Annotated in this window: 20 protein-coding genes; all 20 read left to right on the top strand. The window is 69.0% G+C overall.

Going from position 1 to position 23,218, the window contains the following annotated elements; all coding sequences use genetic code 11:
• Positions 1 to 171 precede the first annotated feature (171 nt).
• Positions 172 to 900, top strand: coding sequence for a ComEA family DNA-binding protein (locus BN423_RS02090; RefSeq protein ID WP_019238626.1), 729 nt, complete (start codon positions 172 to 174; stop codon positions 898 to 900).
• Positions 897 to 3,065 (top strand): ComEC/Rec2 family competence protein, encoded by a 2,169-nt coding sequence (locus tag BN423_RS02085; RefSeq protein ID WP_019238625.1) that lies wholly within the window; start codon positions 897 to 899, stop codon positions 3,063 to 3,065. The genes BN423_RS02090 and BN423_RS02085 overlap by 4 nt, the downstream gene beginning before the upstream one ends.
• Positions 3,066 to 3,124: 59 nt before the next feature.
• Entirely contained in the window at positions 3,125 to 4,081 is a 957-nt protein-coding gene (gene holA, locus BN423_RS02080) for a DNA polymerase III subunit delta (RefSeq protein WP_019238624.1), read from the top strand.
• A gap of 175 nt (positions 4,082 to 4,256) precedes the next feature.
• Positions 4,257 to 4,520 (top strand): 30S ribosomal protein S20, encoded by a 264-nt coding sequence (rpsT, locus tag BN423_RS02075; protein ID WP_019238623.1) that lies wholly within the window; start codon positions 4,257 to 4,259, stop codon positions 4,518 to 4,520.
• Positions 4,521 to 4,704: 184 nt separating this feature from the next.
• Positions 4,705 to 6,513 carry a translation elongation factor 4 gene (gene lepA, locus BN423_RS02070; RefSeq protein WP_019238622.1) on the top strand — a complete coding sequence of 603 codons (1,809 nt, stop codon included), beginning with the start codon at positions 4,705 to 4,707 and terminating at the stop codon, positions 6,511 to 6,513.
• Positions 6,514 to 6,540: 27 nt separating this feature from the next.
• Positions 6,541 to 7,617, top strand: a complete 1,077-nt coding sequence (dusB, locus tag BN423_RS02065; RefSeq protein WP_019238621.1) for a tRNA dihydrouridine synthase DusB — start codon at positions 6,541 to 6,543, stop codon at positions 7,615 to 7,617.
• A gap of 2 nt (positions 7,618 to 7,619) precedes the next feature.
• Positions 7,620 to 8,801 (top strand): radical SAM family heme chaperone HemW, encoded by a 1,182-nt coding sequence (gene hemW / locus BN423_RS02060; RefSeq protein ID WP_019238620.1) that lies wholly within the window; start codon positions 7,620 to 7,622, stop codon positions 8,799 to 8,801.
• 140 nt (positions 8,802 to 8,941) lie between these two features.
• The gene (locus BN423_RS02055; RefSeq protein ID WP_019238619.1) at positions 8,942 to 10,060 is read left to right on the top strand and encodes a DnaJ domain-containing protein; all 1,119 of its coding nucleotides are present in this window, start codon (positions 8,942 to 8,944) and stop codon (positions 10,058 to 10,060) included.
• Between the two features lie 107 nt (positions 10,061 to 10,167).
• Positions 10,168 to 11,304 carry a molecular chaperone DnaJ gene (gene dnaJ, locus BN423_RS02050; protein WP_019238618.1) on the top strand — a complete coding sequence of 379 codons (1,137 nt, stop codon included), beginning with the start codon at positions 10,168 to 10,170 and terminating at the stop codon, positions 11,302 to 11,304.
• Between the two features lie 17 nt (positions 11,305 to 11,321).
• Positions 11,322 to 12,644: a MiaB/RimO family radical SAM methylthiotransferase gene (locus BN423_RS02045; RefSeq protein ID WP_019238617.1), complete on the top strand. Its 1,323-nt coding sequence runs from the start codon at positions 11,322 to 11,324 to the stop codon at positions 12,642 to 12,644.
• On the top strand, positions 12,644 to 13,645 hold the full coding sequence (locus BN423_RS02040; protein ID WP_019238616.1) for a PhoH family protein: 1,002 nt from the start codon (positions 12,644 to 12,646) through the stop codon (positions 13,643 to 13,645). Before BN423_RS02045 ends, BN423_RS02040 begins: the two co-directional genes overlap by 1 nt.
• Entirely contained in the window at positions 13,645 to 14,205 is a 561-nt protein-coding gene (gene ybeY, locus BN423_RS02035; protein WP_019238615.1) for an rRNA maturation RNase YbeY, read from the top strand. Before BN423_RS02040 ends, ybeY begins: the two co-directional genes overlap by 1 nt.
• On the top strand, positions 14,202 to 14,579 hold the full coding sequence (locus tag BN423_RS02030; protein WP_019238614.1) for a diacylglycerol kinase family protein: 378 nt from the start codon (positions 14,202 to 14,204) through the stop codon (positions 14,577 to 14,579). The genes ybeY and BN423_RS02030 overlap by 4 nt, the downstream gene beginning before the upstream one ends.
• A 65-nt stretch (positions 14,580 to 14,644) precedes the next feature.
• Positions 14,645 to 15,646, top strand: a complete 1,002-nt coding sequence (gene era / locus BN423_RS02025; RefSeq protein ID WP_019238613.1) for a GTPase Era — start codon at positions 14,645 to 14,647, stop codon at positions 15,644 to 15,646.
• 20 nt (positions 15,647 to 15,666) lie between these two features.
• Entirely contained in the window at positions 15,667 to 16,425 is a 759-nt protein-coding gene (recO, locus tag BN423_RS02020) for a DNA repair protein RecO (RefSeq protein ID WP_019238612.1), read from the top strand.
• Positions 16,426 to 16,473: 48 nt separating this feature from the next.
• Positions 16,474 to 17,247 (top strand): transposase, encoded by a 774-nt coding sequence (locus BN423_RS02015; protein ID WP_019238611.1) that lies wholly within the window; start codon positions 16,474 to 16,476, stop codon positions 17,245 to 17,247.
• 172 nt (positions 17,248 to 17,419) lie between these two features.
• Positions 17,420 to 17,698 carry a 30S ribosomal protein S15 gene (rpsO, locus tag BN423_RS02010; protein WP_019238610.1) on the top strand — a complete coding sequence of 93 codons (279 nt, stop codon included), beginning with the start codon at positions 17,420 to 17,422 and terminating at the stop codon, positions 17,696 to 17,698.
• 229 nt (positions 17,699 to 17,927) lie between these two features.
• Positions 17,928 to 20,153, top strand: a complete 2,226-nt coding sequence (locus BN423_RS02005; protein ID WP_019238609.1) for a polyribonucleotide nucleotidyltransferase — start codon at positions 17,928 to 17,930, stop codon at positions 20,151 to 20,153.
• 279 nt (positions 20,154 to 20,432) lie between these two features.
• Positions 20,433 to 22,100: a ribonuclease J gene (locus tag BN423_RS02000; protein ID WP_019238608.1), complete on the top strand. Its 1,668-nt coding sequence runs from the start codon at positions 20,433 to 20,435 to the stop codon at positions 22,098 to 22,100.
• 1 nt (position 22,101) lies between these two features.
• The coding region (locus BN423_RS10590) for a DNA translocase FtsK 4TM domain-containing protein (RefSeq protein WP_019238607.1) at positions 22,102 to 23,218 on the top strand (1,117 nt) is incomplete at its 3' end.

The raw sequence follows: 23,218 nt of genomic DNA, 5'->3' as shown, positions 1-23,218 counted from the left end.
TACCTGGTAATTCGCGCAAGCGCGCGCAGAAGCGGCCACATTCGGTGCATATCGGGTTGTGCGCGTGCCAGAATCCGGCAAGGTTTCTGCAAGGTCGTGCGGGAGAATCTGAGATTCGTGCGGCGGCGCGGCGCGGGCGATGTGATGATGCACCCAAGGGGGTGGTGCGTCATGGCGCAGATCGAGCGCACGGAGCGGGGCGGGCGCATCGCGCGGCGCGTGCGGACCCTGCTCGTGCACGGGGGCGTGGCGCGCGCGGTGCTCGCGCTCGTGCTCGCGGCCGTGGTGGCCATGGTATGGCTCGGCGTCGCGGGCGGTTCGGGCAGGTCGTTCGAGCTATCCACGGGCTCCGCCGACGGCACCGGCGCGGGCTCCTTGGAATCCGCGGAACAGCAGGGGGCGGTCGAGGAGGCGGGGGAGCAGAGCGGGGACACCGAGGACGGCGCTGTTTCCGCGCCGGAGCGCATCGTCATCGATGTCGGCGGGGCAGTGGCGCAGCCCGGCGTCGTCGAGCTTACGAGCGGCGCGCGCGTCGTCGATGCGATCGAGGCGGCGGGCGGCCTTGCAGACGATGCGGACTGCTCGTCCCTGAACCGGGCGCAGGTCCTCCAAGACGGGCAGAAGGTCTATGTTCCCCGCGCGGGCGAGGCCGTGCCTGCCGCGACGGGTTCGGGAACGGATGTCTCAGCGGGCGCAGGCGACGTTGGCGCACTCGTCAACATCAACACGGCGAGTTTGGAGGAGCTCGATGCGCTTCCCGGCGTGGGGCCTTCCACGGCGCAGGCCATCATCGACGATCGCGAGCAGAACGGCCCCTTCGCGAGCATCGAGGACCTCATGCGCGTCTCGGGCATCGGCGAGAAGAAGTACGCGAAGCTCGAGGCGCTGATCTGCATATGAGTCGGGTCGCCGCGCTCGAGGCCCCGCCGCGGCCGCACATCCCCGCTTCCATGGCGGCAGCGGCGGGGGCGCTGCTCTCGGCGTCCGCGGTGCTCGAATGCGGGTGGATGGAATTCAGCTCCGCGTATACCGAGGGCACGACGGCGGGCGGTCTCCCTGCGGGTGCGGTGGCCCTTGGCTTCGGCGTCATCGGCGCAGTCATCGCGATCGTTGCGGGGTGCGCGCTCGGGCGACGCGCGCGCCCGTCCTGGCGAAGCGGGAGCGCGTGCCTGGAAGGGCGCCGCGCTGCTGTGGCGTTCCTCGGGATCGGGTGCCTGATCGGGGCGTGTTCGGGCGCGTACGGCTGCATGAGCCGCGCGGCGGCCGCAGAGCGCATCCTGAGCGTACCGGCGAGCAGCTTCACGTTCGCGGTGCACGGCGACGGCCGCGCCGGGACCTACGGCGTGCGGCATGATGCGTACGTGTTCGAGGGGAAGACGCTCGTCGGCTGTGTCGAGCTCACGAGCGAGCGCGAGCTACCCGCGGGAACGAGGCTTCGCGCCGTTGGGCGCGTCGAAGCGCTCGAGGCGGACGCATGGGGGCGCTCCTCGTACCTTGAGGGCGCGGTGGCGGGGGTTCGCGTCGTGTCCGTGCTCGAGGGGGCGTATGTCCCCAGCCCGGTCGAGGCCGCCGGGCAAGCGCTCGGGGCGCGGCGCGGCTCACGTGCGGCGGCGGTCGCCGTGCTCATGGGGACGTATGTGCTCTTCACGGGATGCGCCGCCTCGGCGGTGCGCTCGTTCGCCATGGTCGCCTGCTCGCTGCTCGCAGGGCTCGGGGGCAGGCGTCCGCACGGTCTTTCCGGGCTCGCGCTGAGCGCGGTCGGGCTCTGCGCCCTTGACCCGGGCATCGCGTTCGACCTCGGGTTCCAGCTCTCCGCGGCGAGCGTGCTTTTCATCCAGCTCTTCAGTAGCTACCTGCGCTTTCGCCTCCAGCGCCTCGGGCTGCCCCGCGCGCTCGCGGAGGCGCTCGCGCTCACGCTCTGCGCGCAATGGGCGACGCTACCCATTGCGGTTCCCGTGTTCGGCAGCTGCTCGCTCGTGGCACCGCTCGCGAACATCGTGCTCGGCCCCGTCATGACGGCGCTCCTCGTCGCAGGGCTTGCGGCGACGCTCGCGGCCGTCGTGCTTCCGCCCCTGGTGGCGCTGCTCGCGCTTCCGGCGGCGCTCGCGCAGCTCGCCATCTTCCTTGCCGCGCTCTGCGCGTGCGTCCCGTATGCCTCGGTCGCGATGGACTCGGATGCCCGCGCCGCCGTCGCGCTCTACGCGCTCGCGGCGTTCGTCTATATCGCATGGTTGGGTATCCGCCGCGCGCACATCGCCTGCGCGCTCGCCGTCTGCGGCGTCCTCGCGGCGGCGCACGTGCTGCGTTGGGGCGTCTTCGCACCGCCCGCCATCACCGTCCTCGACGTCGGCCAGGCGGACGCGATCCTCATACGCGACGGCTCGAGCGCCGTGCTCGTCGATGCGGGGGTCGATGACGAAGTCGGGCGCGCGCTCGCCCGCAACAGCGTCATGCGGCTCGATGCCGTCGTCATCACGCATTGGGATGCGGACCATTGCGGGGGCCTCGATACCGTGCTCGATACGGTTCCCGTGGGAGCGCTCATCGTGGCCGAGGGCGCGGACGACTCCATGCCCGAGGACATCGCCGCGCTCGACCTCCCCGAGCTGCACGCCGTGTCCGCGGGCGACGGGTTCCGCGTCGGCCGCTTCGCCTGCACGGTGCTTTGGCCGGACGCGCCGGTGGACGGCCTCGATAACGAGGACTCCGTCGCGCTCGTCGTGGAGTACACCGGCGCCGGGGAGCGCTTGCGAGCGCTGCTGACGGGGGACACCGAGGTGGATGAGGAGCGCGCCTACGCCGCGGGCGCCGGGGACATCGATGTGCTCAAGCTCGGGCACCACGGCTCCGCGGAATCGGTCGACGCGGAGGTGCTCGGCATGCTCGAGCCCGAGTTCGCCGTCGCGAGCGCGGGGGAGGGGAACCGCTATGGGCATCCGAGCGACGCCTGCGTCTCCGCGCTCGATGCCGCCGACGTGGCCTTCCTCTGCACGAAGGATGTGGGCGACGTGACGATCGCGCCCGCATGCGGCGGCATCTCCGTCGCCGTCGGGCGCGCCCCGTGATAGAGTGGGAAGGCGGCCGGATGGCGGCCGCTGCCTGCAAGCGATCGAAGGAGCGAACCATGGCCTCAGCCAAGCTGCTACCCGCCTACCTCGTGGTCGGCCCCGACGAGGTCAAGCGCGCGGCCGCGCAGGACCGCCTCAAGGCGCAGCTCGAGGCGAGCGGGCTTGCGGCCTTCAACCTCGATGAGCGCGACATGACGAAGCCCCAGGAGCCCGACGAGGTCATCGCCTCGCTCAGCACCTATCCCATGGGCGCGGACTTCCGCCTCGTCATCCTGAGCGGGTGCGAGCACCTCCCCAAGGCCATGAGCGAGGCGCTCGTGTCCTACCTCGCGCACCCCGCGCCGGGCACGGTCTGCCTTATCGTGGCGGATTCCCTCGCGAAGAACACGCGGCTCTACAAGGCCGTGGCGAAGCTCGGCAAGCAGGCGGTCATCGATTGCTCCGCCAAGAAGCGCTGGGAGCTGCCCGCGTACGTGCAGGGCATGGCGGGCAGGCACGGCATCTCGATCACCCCCGCGGCCGCCGAGGAGCTCGTCGCGCGCTCGGGCGAGTCGACGCGCATGCTCGATACCCAGCTCAAGAAGCTCGCCGAGGTGCTCGGCGGCGGGACCATCGAGGTCGAGGACGTCGAGCGCTACGTCGCGCGCACGGCCGAGGCGAAGCCCTGGGACTTCCTCGACGCGGTGAGCGCCCGCGATGCGGCGCGCGCCCTCGAGCTCTACCGGCTGCTTCCGCCGAGAAGCGAGGTGCGCCTGTTCGCGCTGCTGCTCGGCCGCGTGCGCGAGCTCATCGTCGCGAAGGCGCTCGACGCCCGCGGCGCGGCGCGCGAGCTGGCCTCCACCCTCGGCGTACGGGACTGGCAGGTGAAGAACCATGTGCGATGGTCGCGTGCCTTCACCATGGACGAGCTCGTGGGGGCGCTGAGGAGCGCGGAGGACGTGGAGTGCGCGCTCAAGGGGTCGCGCGATTCCGAGACCGCCTTCATGGGCTGGGTGCTGTCGCTCACGAAATGATAAAATCCAGCCTGTCTGGATTTTATCAGTCCGCACGCGACCGAACATTTCCACAGCTTTACCACTTCACCTACCTGCACCGGCGTGGTACACTACCTGCTTGTGACCTCAATCGTGTCTCAGAGGCCTGATCAAATGGCGATAGATATCTAGGAACTCGAAAGGAACTCTGCAAGTGGCTAACATCAAATCGCAGAAGAAGCGCATCCGCACCGCTGAGAAGGCCCGCGTGCGCAACCGCGCTGTGCGCTCTGAGCTCAAGACGCTCGTCAAGCATGTTCGCGAGGCCGTGGAGCAGGGCGACGCCCAGGCCGCGCAGGCCGCTGCCAGCCGCGCCTACAAGCGCCTCGATCAGGCTGCCGCGAAGGGCATCATCCACAAGAACCAGGCTTCGAACCGCAAGTCCGGTGTGCAGAAGCTCGTGAACACCCTCAACTAGCCTCACATAGGCATCACGCGTGTTCGGAAGGGCCTCGTTCGAAGAACGGGGTCCTTCTTCATATCGGTACGCCCCGCACCGGCCGTTGCCCGCGCGCCGCGCCCGAAGCCTGCAGTTGTGAACGCGCCGATGCCATGCGATCCCCTCGCTCACCCTGTCGCGCCAATCCAGTACAATAACTCTCATGAATACGATTGATACCTCCCACATCCGCAACTTCTCGATCGTGGCGCACATCGACCACGGCAAGTCGACCATCTCGGACCGCATCCTCGAGCTCACGAACACCGTCGAGGAGCGCGATATGGAGGCGCAGCTGCTCGACACCATGGACATCGAGCGCGAGCGCGGCATCACCATCAAGTCGAACGCCGTGCGCGTGATGTACACGGCCGATGACGGCGATACCTACCAGTTCAACCTCATCGACACGCCCGGCCACGTGGACTTCACCTACGAGGTCTCGCGCTCGCTCGCCGCGTGCGAGGGCGCCGTGCTCGTCGTGGACGCCACGCAGGGCGTCGAGGCGCAGACGGTCTCGAACGCGAACCTCGCCATGAACGCCAACCTCGACATCGTGCCCGCGATCAACAAGATCGACCTGCCCTCGGCTCATCCCGAGGAGGTCAAGCTCGAGATCGAGGACGAGCTCGCCATCCCGGCCGACGACGCCGTGTGCGTCTCGGGCAAGACGGGCGAGGGCATCCACGATCTGCTCGAGGCCATCGTCTTCCTCATCTCGCCGCCCGAGGGCGACGCGTCCGCCCCGCTCAAGGCGCTCATCCTCGACTCGTATTTCGACGAGTACCGCGGCGTCGTGGCCACCGTGCGCATCTTCGACGGGAACATCAAGAAGGGCGACCAGCTGCGCATGATGCAAAACGGCGTCGACTTCCTCGTGGACGGCGTGGGCGTGAAGCGCCCGGCGGAGACCACGGTCGACGAGCTCACCGTGGGCGAGGTGGGCTTCGTGGTGACCGGCCTCAAGGATCCCGAGGCCGTGCACGTGGGCGAGACGCTCACCTACCGCGACCGTCCCTGCGCGGAGCCCCTCTCGGGGTACCGTGAGGCCAAGCCCATGGTGTACACGGGCATCTTCCCCATCGACAACAAGGACTACGAGAACCTCCGCGACGCCCTCGAGAAGCTGCACGTGAACGACCCCTCGCTCACCTGGAGCCCCGAGACCTCGGTGGCGCTCGGCTTCGGCTTCCGCGTGGGGTTCCTCGGCCTCCTGCACATGGAGGTCGTCAAAGAGCGCCTCGAGCGCGAGTTCGACCTCGACCTCATCGCCACGAGCCCTTCAGTGGACTACCACGTCTACAAGACGGACGGCGAGATGCTCTGCGTGCGCAGTCCCCAGGACCTGCCCGACGTGACGCGCATCGACCACATCGAGGAGCCCTACCTCAAGGCGAAGGTCATCGTGCCGCCCGAGTACACGGGCGCGGTCATGCAACTCGGCATCGAGCACCGCGGCATCATGACGGACATGATCCACCTCTCGAAGAAGTCGGTCGAGATGCGCTTCGACATCCCGCTCGCCGAGCTCATCCTGGACTTCTTCGACCAGCTTAAGAGCCGTACCAAGGGCTACGCGAGCTTGGACTACGAGTTCGCGGACTACCGCCCGAGCGACCTCGTGAAGCTCGACATCCTGCTCTCGGGCGACGAGGTGGACGCGCTCTCGTTCATCGTGCACCGCGACAAGGCCTACGGGCTCGCACGCGGCCTGTGCGACAAGCTCAAGGAGATCATCCCGCGCCAGCTCTTCGAGGTGCCCATCCAGGGTGCCATCGGCAACAAGATCATCGCGCGCTCCACCGTGAAGGCGCGCCGCAAGGACGTGCTCGCCAAGTGCTACGGCGGCGACATCTCGCGCAAGCGCAAGCTGCTCGAGAAGCAGAAGGAGGGCAAGAAGCGCATGAAGGCCATCGGCTCGGTCGAGGTGCCGCAGGAGGCCTTCCTCGCCATCCTGAAGGTGGAGGAGTAGCGCGGCGCGCACCGGGACAGGGGAGACATGTCGTTTTCAGATGAGCTGCGCTCGCGCCTCGAAGCTGAGCCCTTCCTCATGGCGCCCATGGCGGGCGTCACCGATGCGGCGTACCGCATCATGATGCGCCGGCACGGCGCCCCGCTCGCGTACAGCGAGATGGTGAGCGTCGCTGGCCTGCACTACGCGAGCGAGCACACCTGGGAGCTCGTGCTGCCCGCCGATGAGGAGCCGAGCATCGCGGTGCAGCTCTTCGGCAGCAAGCCCGACCAGTTCGCCGAGGCCGTGGAGGCCGTGGAGGAGCGCGTGGGCGACAAGCTCGCGCTCATCGACATCAACATGGCGTGCCCGGCGCGCAAGGTCATCACCAAGGGCGAGGGCTCGGCCCTCATGGAGCAGCCAGCGCTCGCGGCGGACATCGTGCGTGCGGCGGTCTCGCGCGCCCATGTGCCCGTGACGGCGAAGATCCGCATCGGCTTCGCCACTGGTGACCGGGTGGCGCCGGCCTTCGCGGAGCTCCTCGAGGACGCGGGGGCTGCCGCCGTGGCGGTGCACGGGCGGAGCGCGAGGCAGCTCTACACCGGCGAGGCCGACTGGTCCGTGATCGACGAGGTGGCGGCGCGCGTGTCGATCCCGGTGATCGGGTCGGGCGACGTGTTTACGGCCGAGGATGCGGTGCGCATGCTCTCCGAGACCGCGGCGAGCGGCGTGTTCATCGCGCGCGGGAGCTACGGCAACCCCTGGATCTTCGAGGATGCGCACTCGCTCGCCTTCGAGGGAGCGCCCGTGCCGGAGCGCTCGTACGCGGAGCGGCTCCGTGCCCTGCGCGAGCACCTCGCGCTCACGCACGAGCTCGTGCCCCGCGCCATGGCGCGCGCCCGCACGTACGCGACCTGGTACCTGAAGGGCATGCCGCACGCCGCCGCCTGGCGCGGCAAGGTCGTGCGCTGCGCGTCCTATGAGGAGTTCTGCGCCCTCGTGGACGAGATCGAGGCGGACGTGCACGCCGCCGAGGAGGCCATGCGCGCGCAAGCGGAGCGCGCCTCGGCGCCTGACCAGGATGCTGAACACCGCGGCGCGGCCCTGCGCGCGGAAGACGCGTAGCCATGGCGATCGAAGCGCTCTACCTCCATATTCCGTTCTGCCACGCGAAGTGCGCGTACTGCGATTTCGACTCGCGGGCGCTCTGCGGATCCGCGCTCGACGCGTCAGCCGAGGCATACGTCGGCGCGCTGGTCCGCCGCATCGATGCCTTCGGCGTATGCGGCGCGCTCGACGCCGTGCGCACGGTCTACATCGGCGGCGGCACGCCCACCGCGCTCGGCGAGCGCCTGCCGGCCCTCGTGCGCCGGGTGCGCAGGTGGTGCGCGCCCGTGGAGCTCACCTGCGAGGCGAATCCTGAGTCGTTCACGGCGGGTCTCGCGCGTGAGCTCGCCCGCGCCGGCGTGACGCGCATCTCGCTCGGGGTGCAGAGCCTCGACGATGCCGAGCTTGGGCAGATCGGCCGCATCCATACGGCGGATGAGGCGCGCGCCGCGGTGCACCGTGCCCGCCAGGCGGGGTTCGACGTTTCGCTCGATCTCATGTGCGGTCTGCCGGGCCAGACCCCTGAGAGCTGGCGGCGCACGGTCGAGGGGGCGCTCGCGCTCGAGCCGGCCCACATCTCGGTCTACCCGCTTACGCTCGAGGAGGGCACGCCGCTCGCGCGCCGCGTTGAGCGCGGCGAGCTGCCCGAGCCCGACGAGGACTTCCAGGCGCAGTGCATGGAGGCGGCGCGGGAGGCGTTCCGGCGCGCCGGGCTCCAGCCCTATGAGGTGGCGAGCTATGCCCTGCCGGGGAAGGCGTGCGCGCACAACATCGCCTACTGGACGGGCGTGAGCTACCTCGGGATCGGACGGTCTGCGGCGGGCATGCTCTCGGCGGGGGAGTTCGCGGGGGTCGCCGACTTGTTCCCCGGAGTCGAGCCCGCGGCGGGTGCCGCGCGCGTGCGCCTCGTGCAGCGCGACGACGCGGGGACGCGCTTCGAGGCCGAATGCCTCACCGCACGCGAGGCCGTGGCCGAGGACCTTATGCTTGCGATGCGCATGACGGCGGGCGCGGGCCGCGCGCTCGTGGGGCAGGCGCGCGCCGCGTTCGGCCCCGCGTTCGACCGCGCGGCCGCCACCGCGTGCGCAGAGGGGCTCGCCGCCTGGGACGCCGCGACCGGTGCTCTCGCGCCCACCGAGCGCGGCTGGCTCATGGGCAACGAGCTCTTCGGCCTCATGTGGGGCCTCGCGGGAGAAAACTGACCCCCTCCCGCCCGTCGCCTGGGCGTATGGTTTGTGCAGGCGGCATCCAGATGCGTTGCCGGGTTTGAGCCGCGCGGCTTTTCGGTACAATACGCTAAGCCAACGTTGCCGAGCAGGAGGTTACCCCTACCGTGGCGGGAATGAACGATAAAGACTACTATGCGATCCTCGGCGTCTCGAAGGACGCCGACAAGCGCGAGATCCAGAAGGCGTTTCAGCAGAAGGCGCGCAAGCTGCACCCCGACGTGAACAAGGCGCCGGATGCCGAGGAGAAGTTCAAGGAAGTGTCCGAGGCCTACGCCGTCCTCTCCGATGAGCAGAAGCGCGCCCGCTACGATGCCATGCGCTCCGGCAACCCCTTCGCCGGCTACGGCACGGCCTCCGCGCAGAACCCCTATGCGGGCGCACGCGCCGCGCGCGGTTCCTATTACGGCGGGTTCGGCGGCTTCCCGTTCGGCGGCATGTGGAGCGAGCCGCGTCGGCCGTCCGGTCGGGGCTCCTCCCAGGCGTTCAGCCCCGAGGAGGGCGCGGACGTCATCATCGATATCGAGCTCACGCCCGAGCAGGTGAAGAACGGCGCGCGCAAGGCGGTCAAGTATCGGCGCTACGAGCCGTGCGAGCACTGCCACGGCACGGGCTCCGTCTCGTCCGAGCACGCGCACACCTGCCCTTCCTGCGGCGGCACGGGCGCCATGGACGTCGACATGTCGTTCCTCTTCGGCGCCGGCGTGTTCCAGATGGTCTGCCCGGAGTGCAACGGCTCGGGCAAGGTCATCACCGACCCCTGCCCCGACTGCGGCGGCACCGGCCGCGAGCAGGTCATGTCCGAAGCGGTCATCGAGTTCCCCCCGGGCACGCACGACGGGGGTACTGTGCGCGTCAAGGGCATGGGGCACGCGGGCACGAACGGCGCGGCCGCGGGCGACCTCATCGGGCGCGCGCACGTGGCGGCCGAGCGGCTCGAGGGCAAGGCGCAGCAGGGCTTCAAGCTCATGGGCTTCGCCGCCCCGTTCCTTCTGCTCGCGCTTCTCGGTGGCACGTTCTCGCTCTTCGCGACCCTCTGCCTCATCCCGTTCTGCTTCGGAGCGGGCATGGTGCTGCGCGAGGTGCCCTCGCACCGCAGCCTCATCTGGCTCAAGCGCGGGCTCCAGGTGTTCGTGAGCGGGCTTCTGAACGCGCTCTTCTACGTGCTGCTGCTCATGTGGTTCGCGAGCTGCACGCGCGGCATGTACTATTACCGCCCGTTCTATTGGTGGTAATCCCGCGGCGGCCGCGTGGCCGCATCGCGTTTCGATGGATATAGCGAGATGCAGCTCCGGTGCCTGCACGCGCCGGGGCTCGGTTTGAGTTGGGGGAGAGAAGCGAAGTGCCGGGTTCGAAGGATTACTATGAGATCTTGGGCGTCGATCGGGATGCCGACCAGCGCACCATCAAGCGGGCGTTTCTGAAGAAGGCGCGCACGGTGCACCCGGATGTCTCGGACGACCCGCATGCCGAGGAGAAGTTCAAGGAGCTCAACGAGGCCTACTCCGTGCTCTCGGACGAGCAGAAGCGCGCGAACTACGACCGTTTCGGCACCGCCGACGGCCCCGGAGGGTCGGGCTTCGTCGACCTCAACGACATCTTCGGCATGGGCATGGACGATATCTTCTCGTCGTTCTTCGGCGGCGGACGCGCTCAGGCGGGCGGCCAGACACGGCGGCGCCGCGGGCGCGACATGGCGATCACCCTCACCATCACGCTCGAGGAGGCCGCGCTCGGGTGCGTGAAGACCGTGAGCTACGACCGCCTGGCGCCCTGCGAGGACTGCCACGGCACCGGCTGCGCCGAGGGCGCCCAGGAGACGCAGTGCCCGCGCTGCCATGGCACGGGGTACATCACGACGATGCAGCGCTCCATCTTCGGGCAGATCCAGTCCACTTCGCCCTGCCCCGAGTGCGGCGGCGAGGGGACGGTCATCGACCACCCCTGCGACATGTGCGACGGCCAGGGCCGCACGCCCACGCACGAGAAGATCGACATCGAGGTGCCCGCCGGCATCGCGAGCGGCCGCCAGCTGCGCGTCCGCGGCTACGGCGAGGCCGGGTTCCGCGGCGAGGAGAGCGGTGACTTGCTCGTGACGGTCGTCGTGGAGGAGCATGAGCGCTTCCAGCGCTCGGGCGACGACCTGCTCTGCGCGGTCACCGTCTCCATCGCGCAGGCCGCCCTGGGCTGTCAGGTCATCGTGCCGGGCATCATGCCCGACGAGACGATCCCCTTCGACATCCCCGCAGGGACGCAGTTCGGCGACACCGTCGTGGCCGAGGAGTTCGGCATGCCGCGCATGGACGGCACGACGCGCGGCCGGGCCATCGCGCAGGTGCGCGTCGAGGTCCCGCGCAAGCTCTCCGGCGAGGCGCGAGAGCTCCTCGAGCGCTACGCGGCCGCCATGGGCGAAGCGGTGGCGCCGAAGCGCAGCGTGGGCGAGCGCATCCGCGACGCCATCGACGACATGATCGACTAGACACCGAGGTGAGGCTCGTGGCGAACCCCTTCGTTTCCGTCATCAACCTGGGCTGCCGGGTCAACCGCGTCGAATCGGACCGCATGGAGCGCGAGCTCGCGCGCGCCGGGCTCACGCTCGTCGACCCCGACGACGCCGAGCTCATCGTCATCAACACCTGCGCCGTCACGGGCGAGGCGGAGGCCAAGACGCGCAAGGCCGTGCGCCACGCGCTCGGGCGCCCCCGCCACCCGTATGTGCTCGCTACGGGCTGCGCGGCGGCCCTGCACCCCGAGTCGCTCTGCGAGATCTCCGACCGCGTGTTCGTCGAGCCTTCGAAGGTCGGCGTGGCGCGGCGCGCGCTCCAGGCGCTCGGGTACGAGGCCGTCTCGAAGCATCACAGCGCCGAGGTCGATGCACGCGCGGGGGAGCAGCCTCCGCGCCGGGCGCGCGCGGGCGTGAAGATCCAGGACGGCTGCAACAACCGCTGCACGTACTGCATCGTGTGGAAGGCGCGCGGCCCCGAGCGCTCCGTGCCCGTGGCCGCCGTCCTCGACGAGGTGCGCGCGGTCTGCGCCGAGGGGCTCCCCGAGGTCGTGCTCACCGGGGTCAACCTGGGCGCCTACGACGGCGCCGACGAGCGCGACGCCCATGTCGAGATTGACGAGCTCATCGAGCGCATCCTGCGCGACACGCCCATCCCGCAGGTCCGCCTCTCGTCCATCGAGCCCATGGACGTGACCGACCGGCTCATCGAGCGCGTCGCCGCCTCGGACGGCCGGGTGGCGCCCTTCTTCCACCTGCCCGTTCAATCCGGCTGCACCCGCACGCTCGAGCGCATGGGCAGGCCGTATACCGCAGAGGAGTTCGAGGCGCTCTGCGGCCGCATCCGCGCAGCGCTCCCGTCCGCGTCGCTCTCCTGCGACCTCATCGTGGGCTTCCCGGGCGAGACCGACGAGGACTTCGAGGCGTCGCTTGCCCTCTGCGAGCGCGTGGGCTTCTCGCGCATGCACGTCTTCCGCTACAGCGCACGCCCCGGCACGCCGGCCGCGGCCATGCCCGACCAGGTTCCGCCCGAGGTCATGGCCGAGCGCTCGCATCGCGCCCGCGAGCTCGCCGCCCGCCTGGCGCGCGCCGACGCCGCACGGCGTCGCGGAACCCGCGAGCGCGCGGTCATCGAGGAGGGGGCGCGCGGCACGCTCGCGTCGTTCCATCGCGTCGAGGTCGAGGGGCTCGATGAGGCGGGCGTGAGCGCGCCGGCGCTCGTCGAGGTCGCTATCATGGAGGTGAGCGCTTCGGGCTTGGTGCGGGCGCGCCTTGTGCCCGATGCGACCGTTCCGTTCTCGTGCAAGGGGGCCTGATGGATACCGCGAGCGTGAAGCTGAGCATTCCGGAAGACGTCGACGCCGTGCGCGTGCTCGGCGGTGGCGACGCGCTCTTGCGCATCATCGAGGAGCGGACGGGCGCCCGCATCGCCGCGCGCGGCCGCACGCTCTCCATCACGGGCACGCCCGAGGAGGTCGAGATCTTGACGCGCCTCTTCACCTACCTCATCAAGGAGGCTCGCGCGGGCGATGCGCCCACCGAGGCTGAGGTGGTGCGGGCGCTCCAGACCCTTCGCGAGAGCGTGATGGACATCTCGGGCTTCCGCGACGACATCCTGCTCACGTACCGCGGCAAGGCCATCCGGCCGAAGACCGTGGGCCAGAAGCGCTATATCGACGCGATCCGCTCGAACACCGTGACCTTCTGCCTGGGGCCTGCGGGCACGGGCAAGACCTACCTCGCCATGGCCATGGCGGTCGCCGCGCTCAAGCGCCACGAGGTGGGCCGCGTGGTGCTCACGCGCCCGGTCGTGGAGGCGGGGGAGAGCCTGGGCTTTCTGCCCGGCACGCTCCAGGAGAAGATCGACCCCTACGTGCGGCCGCTCTTCGACGCGCTCTTCGACATGACCGACATGGAGCGCGGCGGCGAGCTCATCGAGCAGGGCGTCATCGAGATCGCGCCGCTCGCCTACATGCGCGGGCGCACGCTCAACGACGCCTTCGTCATCCTCGACGAGGCGCAGAACACCACGCCCGAGCAGATGAAGATGTTCCTCACGCGCCTGGGCTTCAACTCCAAGTTCGTCGTGACGGGCGACACGACCCAGCGCGACCTCATGGGGCGCCGGGGCGGCCTCACCGAGATCGAGGAGATCCTGGCGGGCGTGGACGATGTCGCGTTCATCCACCTCGACCGCTCCGACGTGGTGCGCCACGCGCTCGTGGGGCGGATCGTCGAGGCGTACGACGCCTTCGACCAGGCTCAGGAGGAACGTGCCTCCAAGCGCGGCGGCGCGCGCGGACGGAAGGAGCGCTGATGGGCGTCTTGCTGTCGAACGATGCGGGGCTGCCGCTCTTGCTCGCGGAGGAGGAGTTCGAGCAGGCGCTCGCGGCCGTGCTCGACGAGGAGGGCATCGCGGGCGCGGCCGAGGTATCGGTGACCTACGTCGACGACGCGGAGATGCGGGAGCTCAACCGCACCTGGCGCGGCATCGACGCGCCCACGGACGTGCTCTCCTTCGGCTGCGACCTCGATGGCGAGGCGGATGCGGACGACGATGCCGTATGGGACGCGCCCGCGGATGAGGACGACGCGGTCATCGAGCTCGGCGACATCGTGCTCGCACCTGCCGTCATCGCCGCGCAGGCACCCGATTTCGGCTCGACCCCCGCCGAGGAGTGCCGGCTCATGCTTGTGCACGGCTTGCTCCACCTGCTTGGGTATGACCATATGAACGAGGACGATGCCGTCGAGATGGAGCGCCGCGAGCTCGCCGTGCTGCGCGCGCTCGCCGCCGCGCGGGGCGACGACCCCGCCGCCGTCGAGATCGGCCCGGTGACGCGGCATCGCGACGAGGATGCGAGGAGGCGCGCATGATTCCCGGTTCCAACCGCGACCACCCGACGTTCGTGCGCTCGTTCGGGTACGCCCTCGAGGGCTTTGTCACCGCGGTCACCACGGAGCGCAACATCAAGGTGCAACTGTGCGTGGGCGCGGCGGCGGTCATCGCCGGCGTCGTGCTCAGGATCGACGCGCTCTCGTGGGTGCTCGTGGTGCTCTGCATCGGGCTCGTCATCTTCGCCGAGCTCGTGAACACCGCGATCGAGGCCATCGTCGACCTCGCCACGCAGGAGCTCCACCCGCTCGCGAAGCGCGCGAAGGACATCGCCGCCGCGAGCGTGTTCACGCTCTCCATTACGGCCGCCATCGTGGGCATCATCGTGTTCGCCCGCGCGATCGCGCTCTACTGATTGATAGGACCCGGGCAGGCCGGCTGCTCGCGCAGCCGCCGCGCCCCTTCGGTGAAAGGCTCGATATGACAGACGAGATGCAGGAGTTCGACCCCTTCGAGGGCATGTCCGACGACGAGCTCGACGCGATGGCAGACGATGCCGCGCAGGCCGAGGACGCGCGTCCGGCGGGTGAGCCCGGCTTCCGCAGCGGGTTCGTCGCCCTCGTGGGGCGGCCGAACGCCGGGAAGTCGACCCTCATGAACGCGTGCATGGGCACGAAGGTGGCCATCACCTCTCCGGTCGCGCAGACCACGCGCCGGCGCATGCTCGGCGTCGTGCGCCGCGAGGGCGTGCAGATCGTCTTCGTCGACACGCCGGGTTTGCACAAGCCGCAGGACTCGCTTGGGAGCGAGCTCAACAAGAGCGCGCTCGCCGAGTTCAAGGACGTCGATGTGCTGTGCTTCCTCATCGACGCGTCGAAGCCCATCGGTCGCGGCGACGCGTGGGTGGCAGAGCGCGTGGCGAAAGCATCCGCGAAGCGCATCCTCGTGCTCACGAAGGCCGACCTCGCCTCGTCCGAGATGGTGAACGAGCAGCTCGAGGCCGCGCAGGCGCTCTGCGACTTCGATGACGAGATCGTTGTCTCGGCCGCGCGGGGCTTCAACGTCGAGGGCTTCATCTCGCTCGTCTCGAGCTACCTGCCCGAGGGGCCGAAATGGTTCCCCGACGGCGTCTCCACCGACGCGTCGGACGAGATGATCGTCGCGGAGTTCGTGCGCGAGGCGCTTCTGCTGCGCACGCGCGAGGAGGTTCCCCATTCCATCGGCGTCCTGTGCGACTCCATGGAGCGCCGCCGCGGCACGCTCGTCATCCATGCCACGATCTATGTCGAGCGCGAGGGCCAGAAGGGCATCATCATCGGCAAGCGCGGCGAGATGATCAAGCACGTGGGCATCGATGCTCGCCGCAACCTCGAGGCCATCTTCGGATGCAAGGTCTTCCTCGAGCTCGATGTGCGCGTGAAGAGCCATTGGCGCGAGGACGTGCGCGAGATCCACCGCCTCGGCTACGCGGCAGACGAGTAGCGCCGCGCGCGGGGCAGGCCATGGCGGGCGGGAGGACATACCGCGAGCGCGCGCTCGTGCTCGATAAGACGAAGCTGCGCGAGACGGACCTCATCTACACGCTGCTCGCCGAGAACGGCCGCCAGATCCGCGCGGTGGGGAAGGGCGCGCGCAAGCCCGGGAGCCGGCTCGCGGCGCGCTGCGAGGTGGGGTGCACCGTCGACGTGCTCCTCGCGCGCGGCCGCTCGCTCGACGTCATCGCCGAGGCCACGCTCGACACCGCCCCGCTCGGGGCGTCCCCCGACCTCGAGTTGCTCTCCGCCGCCGCGGCCGTCGCCGACATCGCCCGCGCGTGCAGCTTCGAGGATGCCGAGGACCCGTTCGTGTTCCCCATAACCGAGCGCGCCCTCGCCGTGCTCGGCGGCGCGGCAGGCGCGCTCGATGGGGCGCACCTCGACCTCGTGGTCGCGGCGTATACGTTCAAGCTCCTCGCGCACCTGGGCTACCGACCCGATTTCTCGGCCTGCGTGCTCTGCGGCGACGAGGAGGTCTCGTATTTCTCCGCGCAGGCGGGCGGCCTCATATGCGCGTCCTGCGCCGCGAGCGTGCCGGGCGCGGAGGCGGTCGATGCGGCGCTCGTGGGGTGGTTCCGCGCGCTCATGGCGCTCCGCTTCGACGAGCTCGCCGCGGCCGCGATCGACGCCCCGACCGCGGCGCTCTTGCTCGCCTTCGCCCACGGCTGGGCGGCGACCCATCTCGATGCGCGCCTCCGGGGCCTCGAGTTCCTTCTCGGCGTCTGATGATAAAATCCAGACAGGCTGGTTTTTATCATTTTTGAGGAGGCGGCCATGACGACGGGGGTCAGGCGGCGCGCGGAATCTGGTTGCTACCACGTCACGCTGCGGGGGAACGGCAAGCAGATCATCTTCGAGGATGATGGGGACCGCCGCCGCTTCCTCACCTATCTCGCTCGGCTTCCCGAGCATGATGTCGCGATCATCGCCTGGTGCTTGATGAGCAACCACGTGCACCTCGTCCTCGAGGACGCCGGTGATGCGCTGAGCGGCGAGATGCAGCGCCTGGCGAGCTCCTACGCGCATTACTTCAACAAGCGCTACGGCAGGTCCGGCCACGTGTTCGAGACGCGCTTCAAGAGCCAGGCCATCGAGGACGACGCCTACCTGCTGGCCGCGGTTCGCTACGTCCACCTGAACCCCGCGGTCGCGGGCATGGGCGCGCCCGACACCTATCCATGGAGTAGCTACCGGAGCTATATCGGCCTCGAGAATGCGGGCGCCGTCCCGGTCTCCGTCTCCGCGGTGCTCGGGCTGCTTGACGGGGTCGCTGGGTTCAGGGAGTTCCATGCGCAGCGCATCCCTGGCAAGGACCTGCGCTTCGACGACCCTGACGACGTCTCGCTCGATGACGTCATCGCGATCGCGCGCGCCGTCGCCGAGCCCTTCGGTTGCGCGTCCGCCTCCGATGCCAAGGCGCTGCCGAAAGCCGAGCGCGATCGCTGCATCCGCGCGCTCAGGCGGCATGGTCTTTCGGTCAAGGACATCAGCCGGCTCACGGGTGTGAGCGAGCCCACGGTCTACCGCATCCTCCGCGCCGCGGAATGATAAAAACCAGCCTGTCTGCTTTTTATCATTTTGTGCGGGTTGCGCGGACGACGGGCGTTTGTGCTACCATACCGCCTGTTGGTTACCCGCACTTGGAGGCGCGCTGCACCGGCGGCTTCCCAGTGACGGGCGCATGGGCCGGGGGATCCCGGCACGAGAGAAAGGTGTTCCCATGACCATCTCGAAGGAGCGCAAGGCTGAGCTCACCGCCGAGTTCGGCAAGAACGCGCAGGATACCGGCAACCCGAAGGTTCAGGTCGCCATCGCCACCGAGCGCATCCGCGAGCTCACCGAGCACATGAAGACCCACCCGAAGGACTTCCACACCCGTCGCGGCCTGCTCATGATCGTCGGCCGTCGCCGTCGTCTGCTCTCCTACATCAAGAAGAACGACATCGTCGAGTACCGTGAGCTCATCGCCAAGCTCGGCATCCGCGACAATATCCAGTAACGTTTCGCGTTGTCGATACTTTGCCTGAAAGGGGCGTCGCGCATGCGGCGCCCTTTTTCATGCGCAGCGCCGCCCGCCCGCGCCATATGCGCCCAACCTGTGGCTTCTCCGCGAATCCGCTGCTCCGCCGTGCTGTCCCATGCGCTTTTGTGCTATCGTGGCCACGTTTGTGAAGGTTGACGAAAGAGGATACCGCGCGCAACGGGGCGCGCGGGGACAAAGGAGAACCATGTCACTCGTTAGCAAAACATTCGAACTCTACGGCAAGACCTATACACTCGAGGCCGGCGAGCTGGCCAAGCAGGCCACCGGCGCCACCCTCGTCAAGCAGGGTGACACCACCGCGCTCGTGACCGTCGTGGTCTCGAAGGAGCGCAAGAACTACGACTTCTTCCCGCTCACGGTCGACTTCAACGAGAAGCTCTACGCGGCCGGCCGCATCCCCGGCGGCTACCTCAAGCGCGAGGGCCGTCCCACCGAGAAGGCCACGCTCACCGCGCGCATGATCGACCGCCCCATCCGCCCGAGCTTCCCCGAGGGCTTCCGCAACGAGGTCCAGATCGTGGCGACCTCGCTCGTGGCCGACCAGGTGAACCCCATCGACGTCATCTGCACCATGGGCGCCTCGCTCGCCCTCACGCTCGGCGGCGTGCCCTTCGAGGGGCCGCTCGCCTGCGTGCGCATCGGCCGCGACAAGGAGACCGGCACGTTCATCGTGAACCCCACCTATGAGGAGCGCGAGAACTCCGACCTCGACCTCGAGCTCGCCGGCACGCGCGACTTCATCTCCATGGTGGAGGCGGGCGCCGAGGAGGTCACCGAGGACGACATGCTCGCCGCCATGCAGTTCGGCCAGGAGGCCATCGGCGCCTTCTGCGACGCGCAGCTCGCCTTCGTCGAGGAGTGGGAGCGCGTCAACGGCCCCATCGTGCCCAAGGAGTACATCCTCGACGAGCCCGTGCCCGAGGTGGAGGAGCGCATCTTCGCCCACTACGACGAGATGTACGCCGCCCTCTCGGACGCCGACAAGCTCTCCCGCATCGCGCACGTCGAGGAGCTCAAGGAGCGCATCCGCGCCGAGTTCACCGAGGAAGAGCAGCTCATGTGGGAGCGCGAGATCCCGGTGAACCTCAAGAAGCTCGAGAAGAAGGCCATGCGCACCATGGTCGTCGAGACGGGCGAGCGCGTGGACGGCCGTGCGGCCGACGAGATCCGCCCCATCATGGTGAAGGACGCCTACCTGCCGCTCGTGCACGGCTCCGGCCTCTTCCAGCGCGGCCAGACCCAGGTGCTCTCCGTGCTCTCGCTCGGCATGCTGAGCGAGGGGCAGCGCCTCGACACCATCGAGCCCGTCGAGGGCAAGCGCTACATGCACCAGTACAACTTCCCGCCCTTCTGCACGGGCGAGACCGGCCGCATCGGCGCGCCCAAGCGCCGCGAGATCGGCCACGGCAACCTCGCGGAGCGCGCCCTGCTCCCCGTGCTGCCCGATGAGACCGAGTTCCCTTACGCCATCCGCGTGGTCTCCGAGGTCATGGAGTCGAACGGCTCCTCGTCCATGGCGTCCACCTGCGCGAGCTGCCTTGCGCTCATGGATGGCGGCGTGCCCCTCAAGCGCCCCGTCTCCGGCATCGCCATGGGCCTTATCCAGGAGGAGGGCAAGACCGTCGTGCTCTCCGACATCCAGGGCATCGAGGACTTCCTCGGCGACATGGACTTCAAGGTGACGGGCACCGAGCGCGGCATCACGGCGCTGCAGATGGACAACAAGGCCACCGGCCTCACCTTCGAGATCCTCGCCCAGGCGCTCCAGCAGGCCAAGGAGGGCCGCGCCTTCATCCTGGGCAAGATGCTCGACGTCATCCCCGGCCCGCGCGAGAGCCTGCGCTCGAGCGCCCCGCGCATCGAGACGATCAGCGTGCCCGTGGATAAGATCCGCGAGATCATCGGCAAGGGCGGTGACACCATCCGCGCCATCCAGGACGAGACCGGCTCCACCATCAACGTCGAGCAGGACGGCACCGTCACCGTCGGCGGCGTGGGCGAGGCGGCCGACCTGGCCATCGCCCGCATCAAGGAGATCGTCCGCGAGCCGGAGGTCGGCGAGGTCTACACCGGCCCCGTCGTCACCATCCAGCCCTTCGGCGCGTTCGTGCGCCTCTTCGGGAACAAGGACGGGCTCCTGCACATCTCGCGCGTTGCCGAGGGACGCGTCGACAAGGTCGAGGACGTCCTCAACGTGGGCGACACCGTCACCGTCAAGGTCATCGAGATCGAGGACGGCGGCAAGGTGAAGCTCGACCGCCTCGACAAGCCGAAGGCGCCCGAGGGCTCCGGCCACGGCTCCGGCGAGGGCCGTCCGCGCCGCGAGAGCCGCGACCGCAGCGAGCGCCCGCGCCGTCGTCCCGGTGACAACGGCCGCGGCCGCGCCCCGCGCCGTCACCACGAGGGCTAGTCTGTAGGCGAGAGCTGCGATAGCCGAGCTGTCGGATGCTCCGATCCATCGATTCCTGAGCAACCCAGGTGCTCCCCGTATCCGGGGCGTGCCTGGGTTTTCGCTATCGCCATGCGTGCTTGCGCTATTCCTGTGGGTCGGTCGGTCGCTGCATACCGCGGCGGAAGTATGCGTACAATGTACTCTGTATGCTCATGCGCATCGCATGACGAAGGTGTACGTTTTCGCGCTCAGCGCGTCTCATAGCAGAATCTGAAACGAAAGGAACGCAACATACCTATGGCAAAGAAGAACCCGCCGCTTCGCATCATCCCGCTCGGTGGCCTCGACGGCATCGGCAAGAACATGACCGTCGTCGAGTGCGGCCAGGATATGGTGCTCATCGATGCCGGCCTCATGTTCCCGGACGACTCGCAGCCCGGCATCGACCTCGTGCTGCCCGATTACACCTACGTCCTCGAGAATGAGGACAAGCTCCGCGGCATCATCGTCACGCACGGCCACGAGGACCATACGGGCGCCCTGCCGTACCTGCTGCAGGACCTCAACAACAAGGTGCCCATTTTCTCGAGCAAGCTCACCCTGGGCTTCATCGAGGGCAAGCTCGCCGAGTTCCGCATCCGCTCGCCGAAGTTCCGCGAGGTCAAGAGCGGCTCGCACATCAACCTCGGCTGCATCTCGGTCGATTTCTTCTCGATGACGCACTCCATCCCCGGCGCGCTCGGCGTCTACATCAAGTCGCCGCAGGGCACCGTCATGCACACGGGCGACTTCAAGCTCGACCAGACGCCCATCGACGGCGTCACGCCCGACTACGCCGCCATCTCGCGCTTCGCCAAGCAGGGCGTCGACCTTCTGCTCTCGGACTCCACGAACGCGACCGTCCCGGGCTTCACCAAGTCCGAGGCCGAGGTGGGCCCCACGCTCAACGAGGTCATCAAGAACGCGCCCGGCCGCGTGTTCGTCGCCTCGTTCTCGAGCCACATCCATCGCCTCCAGCAGATCTGCAACGCCGCGAAGGCGAGCGGCCGCAAGATCGTCGTGACGGGCCGCTCCATGCTCACGAACACGCGCGTCGCGCGCGAGCTCGGCTACCTCACGATCGACGAGTCGGACATCATCGACGCCTACGACGTGAACGGCATCCCGGACGACCAGATCGTCGTCATGTGCACGGGTTCCCAGGGCGAGCCGCTCTCGGCCCTGTCGCGCATGGCCAACGGCGAGCACAAGACGCTCTCGATCCATTCGGGCGACACGGTCATCATCTCCGCCACGCCCGTCCCCGGCAACGAGAAGGCCGTCCAGCAGGTCATCAACAGCCTGGCGAAGCTCGGCTGCACCGTCGTGGACAAGTCGACGAAGCTCGTGCACGTCTCCGGCCACGGCAGCCAGGAGGAGCTCAAGCTCATGCTCACCATGGCCAAGCCCACCTACTTCATGCCCGTCCACGGCGAGGCCGTGCACCTGCGGGCGCACGCCAAGCTCGCCCGCAAGGTCGGCATCCCTGAGGACCACATCTTCGTGCTCGATAACGGCGACACCCTCGAGGTGCGCGGCGGCGTCGTGAAGGTGGGCCCCACGGTCGAGAGCGGCATCGTCTACGTCGACGGCCTGCGCATCGGCGACACCGACCCCATCGTGCTGCGCGACCGCCAGAAGCTCGCGAACGACGGCATGGTGACGGTCGTCGCCGTCGTCTCGATGAAGAAGAAGCGCATCGACGCCATCGACTTCTCCACGCGCGGCGTCTCGTTCTCCATCGACGAGGAGTTCGGCGCGGACGCCGAGGACGCCATCCGCAAGTCCGTGGACAAGGGCTCCTTCGACTTCACGAGCAGCAGTACCGGCGCGCTCCGCAAGGTCGTGCGCGACGCGCTGTCCAACTTCATCTGGAACCGCACGCGCACCCGTCCCATGATTATTCCGGTCGTCATGGAGGTCTAGCGTGGCGGCACGGCAGGGGACAGCGAAAAACGCGAAGGGGCGCGCCTCCGGGCGCCCGGCTTCCGCGAAGCAGAAGAAGGGCTCGTCCCAGCTGCGCGCGGGTGCTCCGGCGCAGCGCGCGCCCGAGCCGCTGCTCGCCGGTGGTTCGGGACGTGACATCGCGGGGGTGGCGCTCGCCGTCTTCGCGGTGTGCTCGCTCATCGCGGTCGTGGCGCCTGCGACGGCGCCCATCACCGCAGCGCTCGCGGGCTTCTACCACCTGGGCTTCGGGCTCGGGGCGTACGTCCTGCCGTTCGCGCTCCTGCTCGTGGCCGCCCTGCTCTTCGTCCGCGGCGAGGGCGTCCTCACGGCGCGCACCTGCGCCGGCGCGCTTATCATCTTCCTCGCCGCGATCGCCCTCATCGCGCTGGTGGGGACCCCTGAGCACATGGTGCTCGGCGTCACCGTGGGCGAGCCCGAGCTCTCCGCGACCGGCGGGTACGTGGGCTTCGCGATCGCCTCGACGCTCGCCGGCGCCTTCGGCAAGCCCATCGCGGGCGTCCTGCTCGTGGGCATCGGCATCGCGGGCGCGATCCTCATCGGCTTCTCCGTGTCCCGGCTCATCGGGGCGCTGCGCGACGGTGCCGAGCGTCTCCGCGAGCGCCGGCACGTCGAGGTGAACGAGAGCCCCTGGGGCGACGACTCCGCACTCATGCCGCGCGCCCCGCAGCGGCGGCCGCGCGAGTCGCGCCAGCAGGAGCTCTTCGACGCGGACGGCACCATGGAGACGAGCTACCTGGGTGACCGCGCGAAGACGACCCTGCTCGAGCAGGATCCTGACGAGGTGGACGAGGATCCCTTCGTCGACCTCTCGAGCCAGCTCGAGGCCGAACGCGCCGCGACGACGCTCATCCCCATCGAGGACCGCTACGTTGATGGCGCGAAGGCTGCCGCTGCGGGCTCCGACGCCGTGCAGGAAGAGTTGCCTGGGGCAGGGGAGCGGGTCGCGCCCGCATCCGAACCCGACCAGGCCGCCGAGCCCGCGCTCGTCATCCCGGAGTTCCTGCGCCATCCCCGCTCCGAGCGCGCGGATGCGCCCGAGGCGGCCGAGGCCGCGGCGGAGACTCCCGAGCCCGCCG

It is taken from the genome of Enorma timonensis (assembly GCF_000321165.1).
In the GTDB taxonomy this organism is placed as follows: Bacteria; Actinomycetota; Coriobacteriia; order Coriobacteriales; family Coriobacteriaceae; genus Enorma.
The sequence above is the reverse complement of the archived record's forward strand: the minus strand, read 5'-3'. Positions and strand labels throughout refer to the sequence as shown.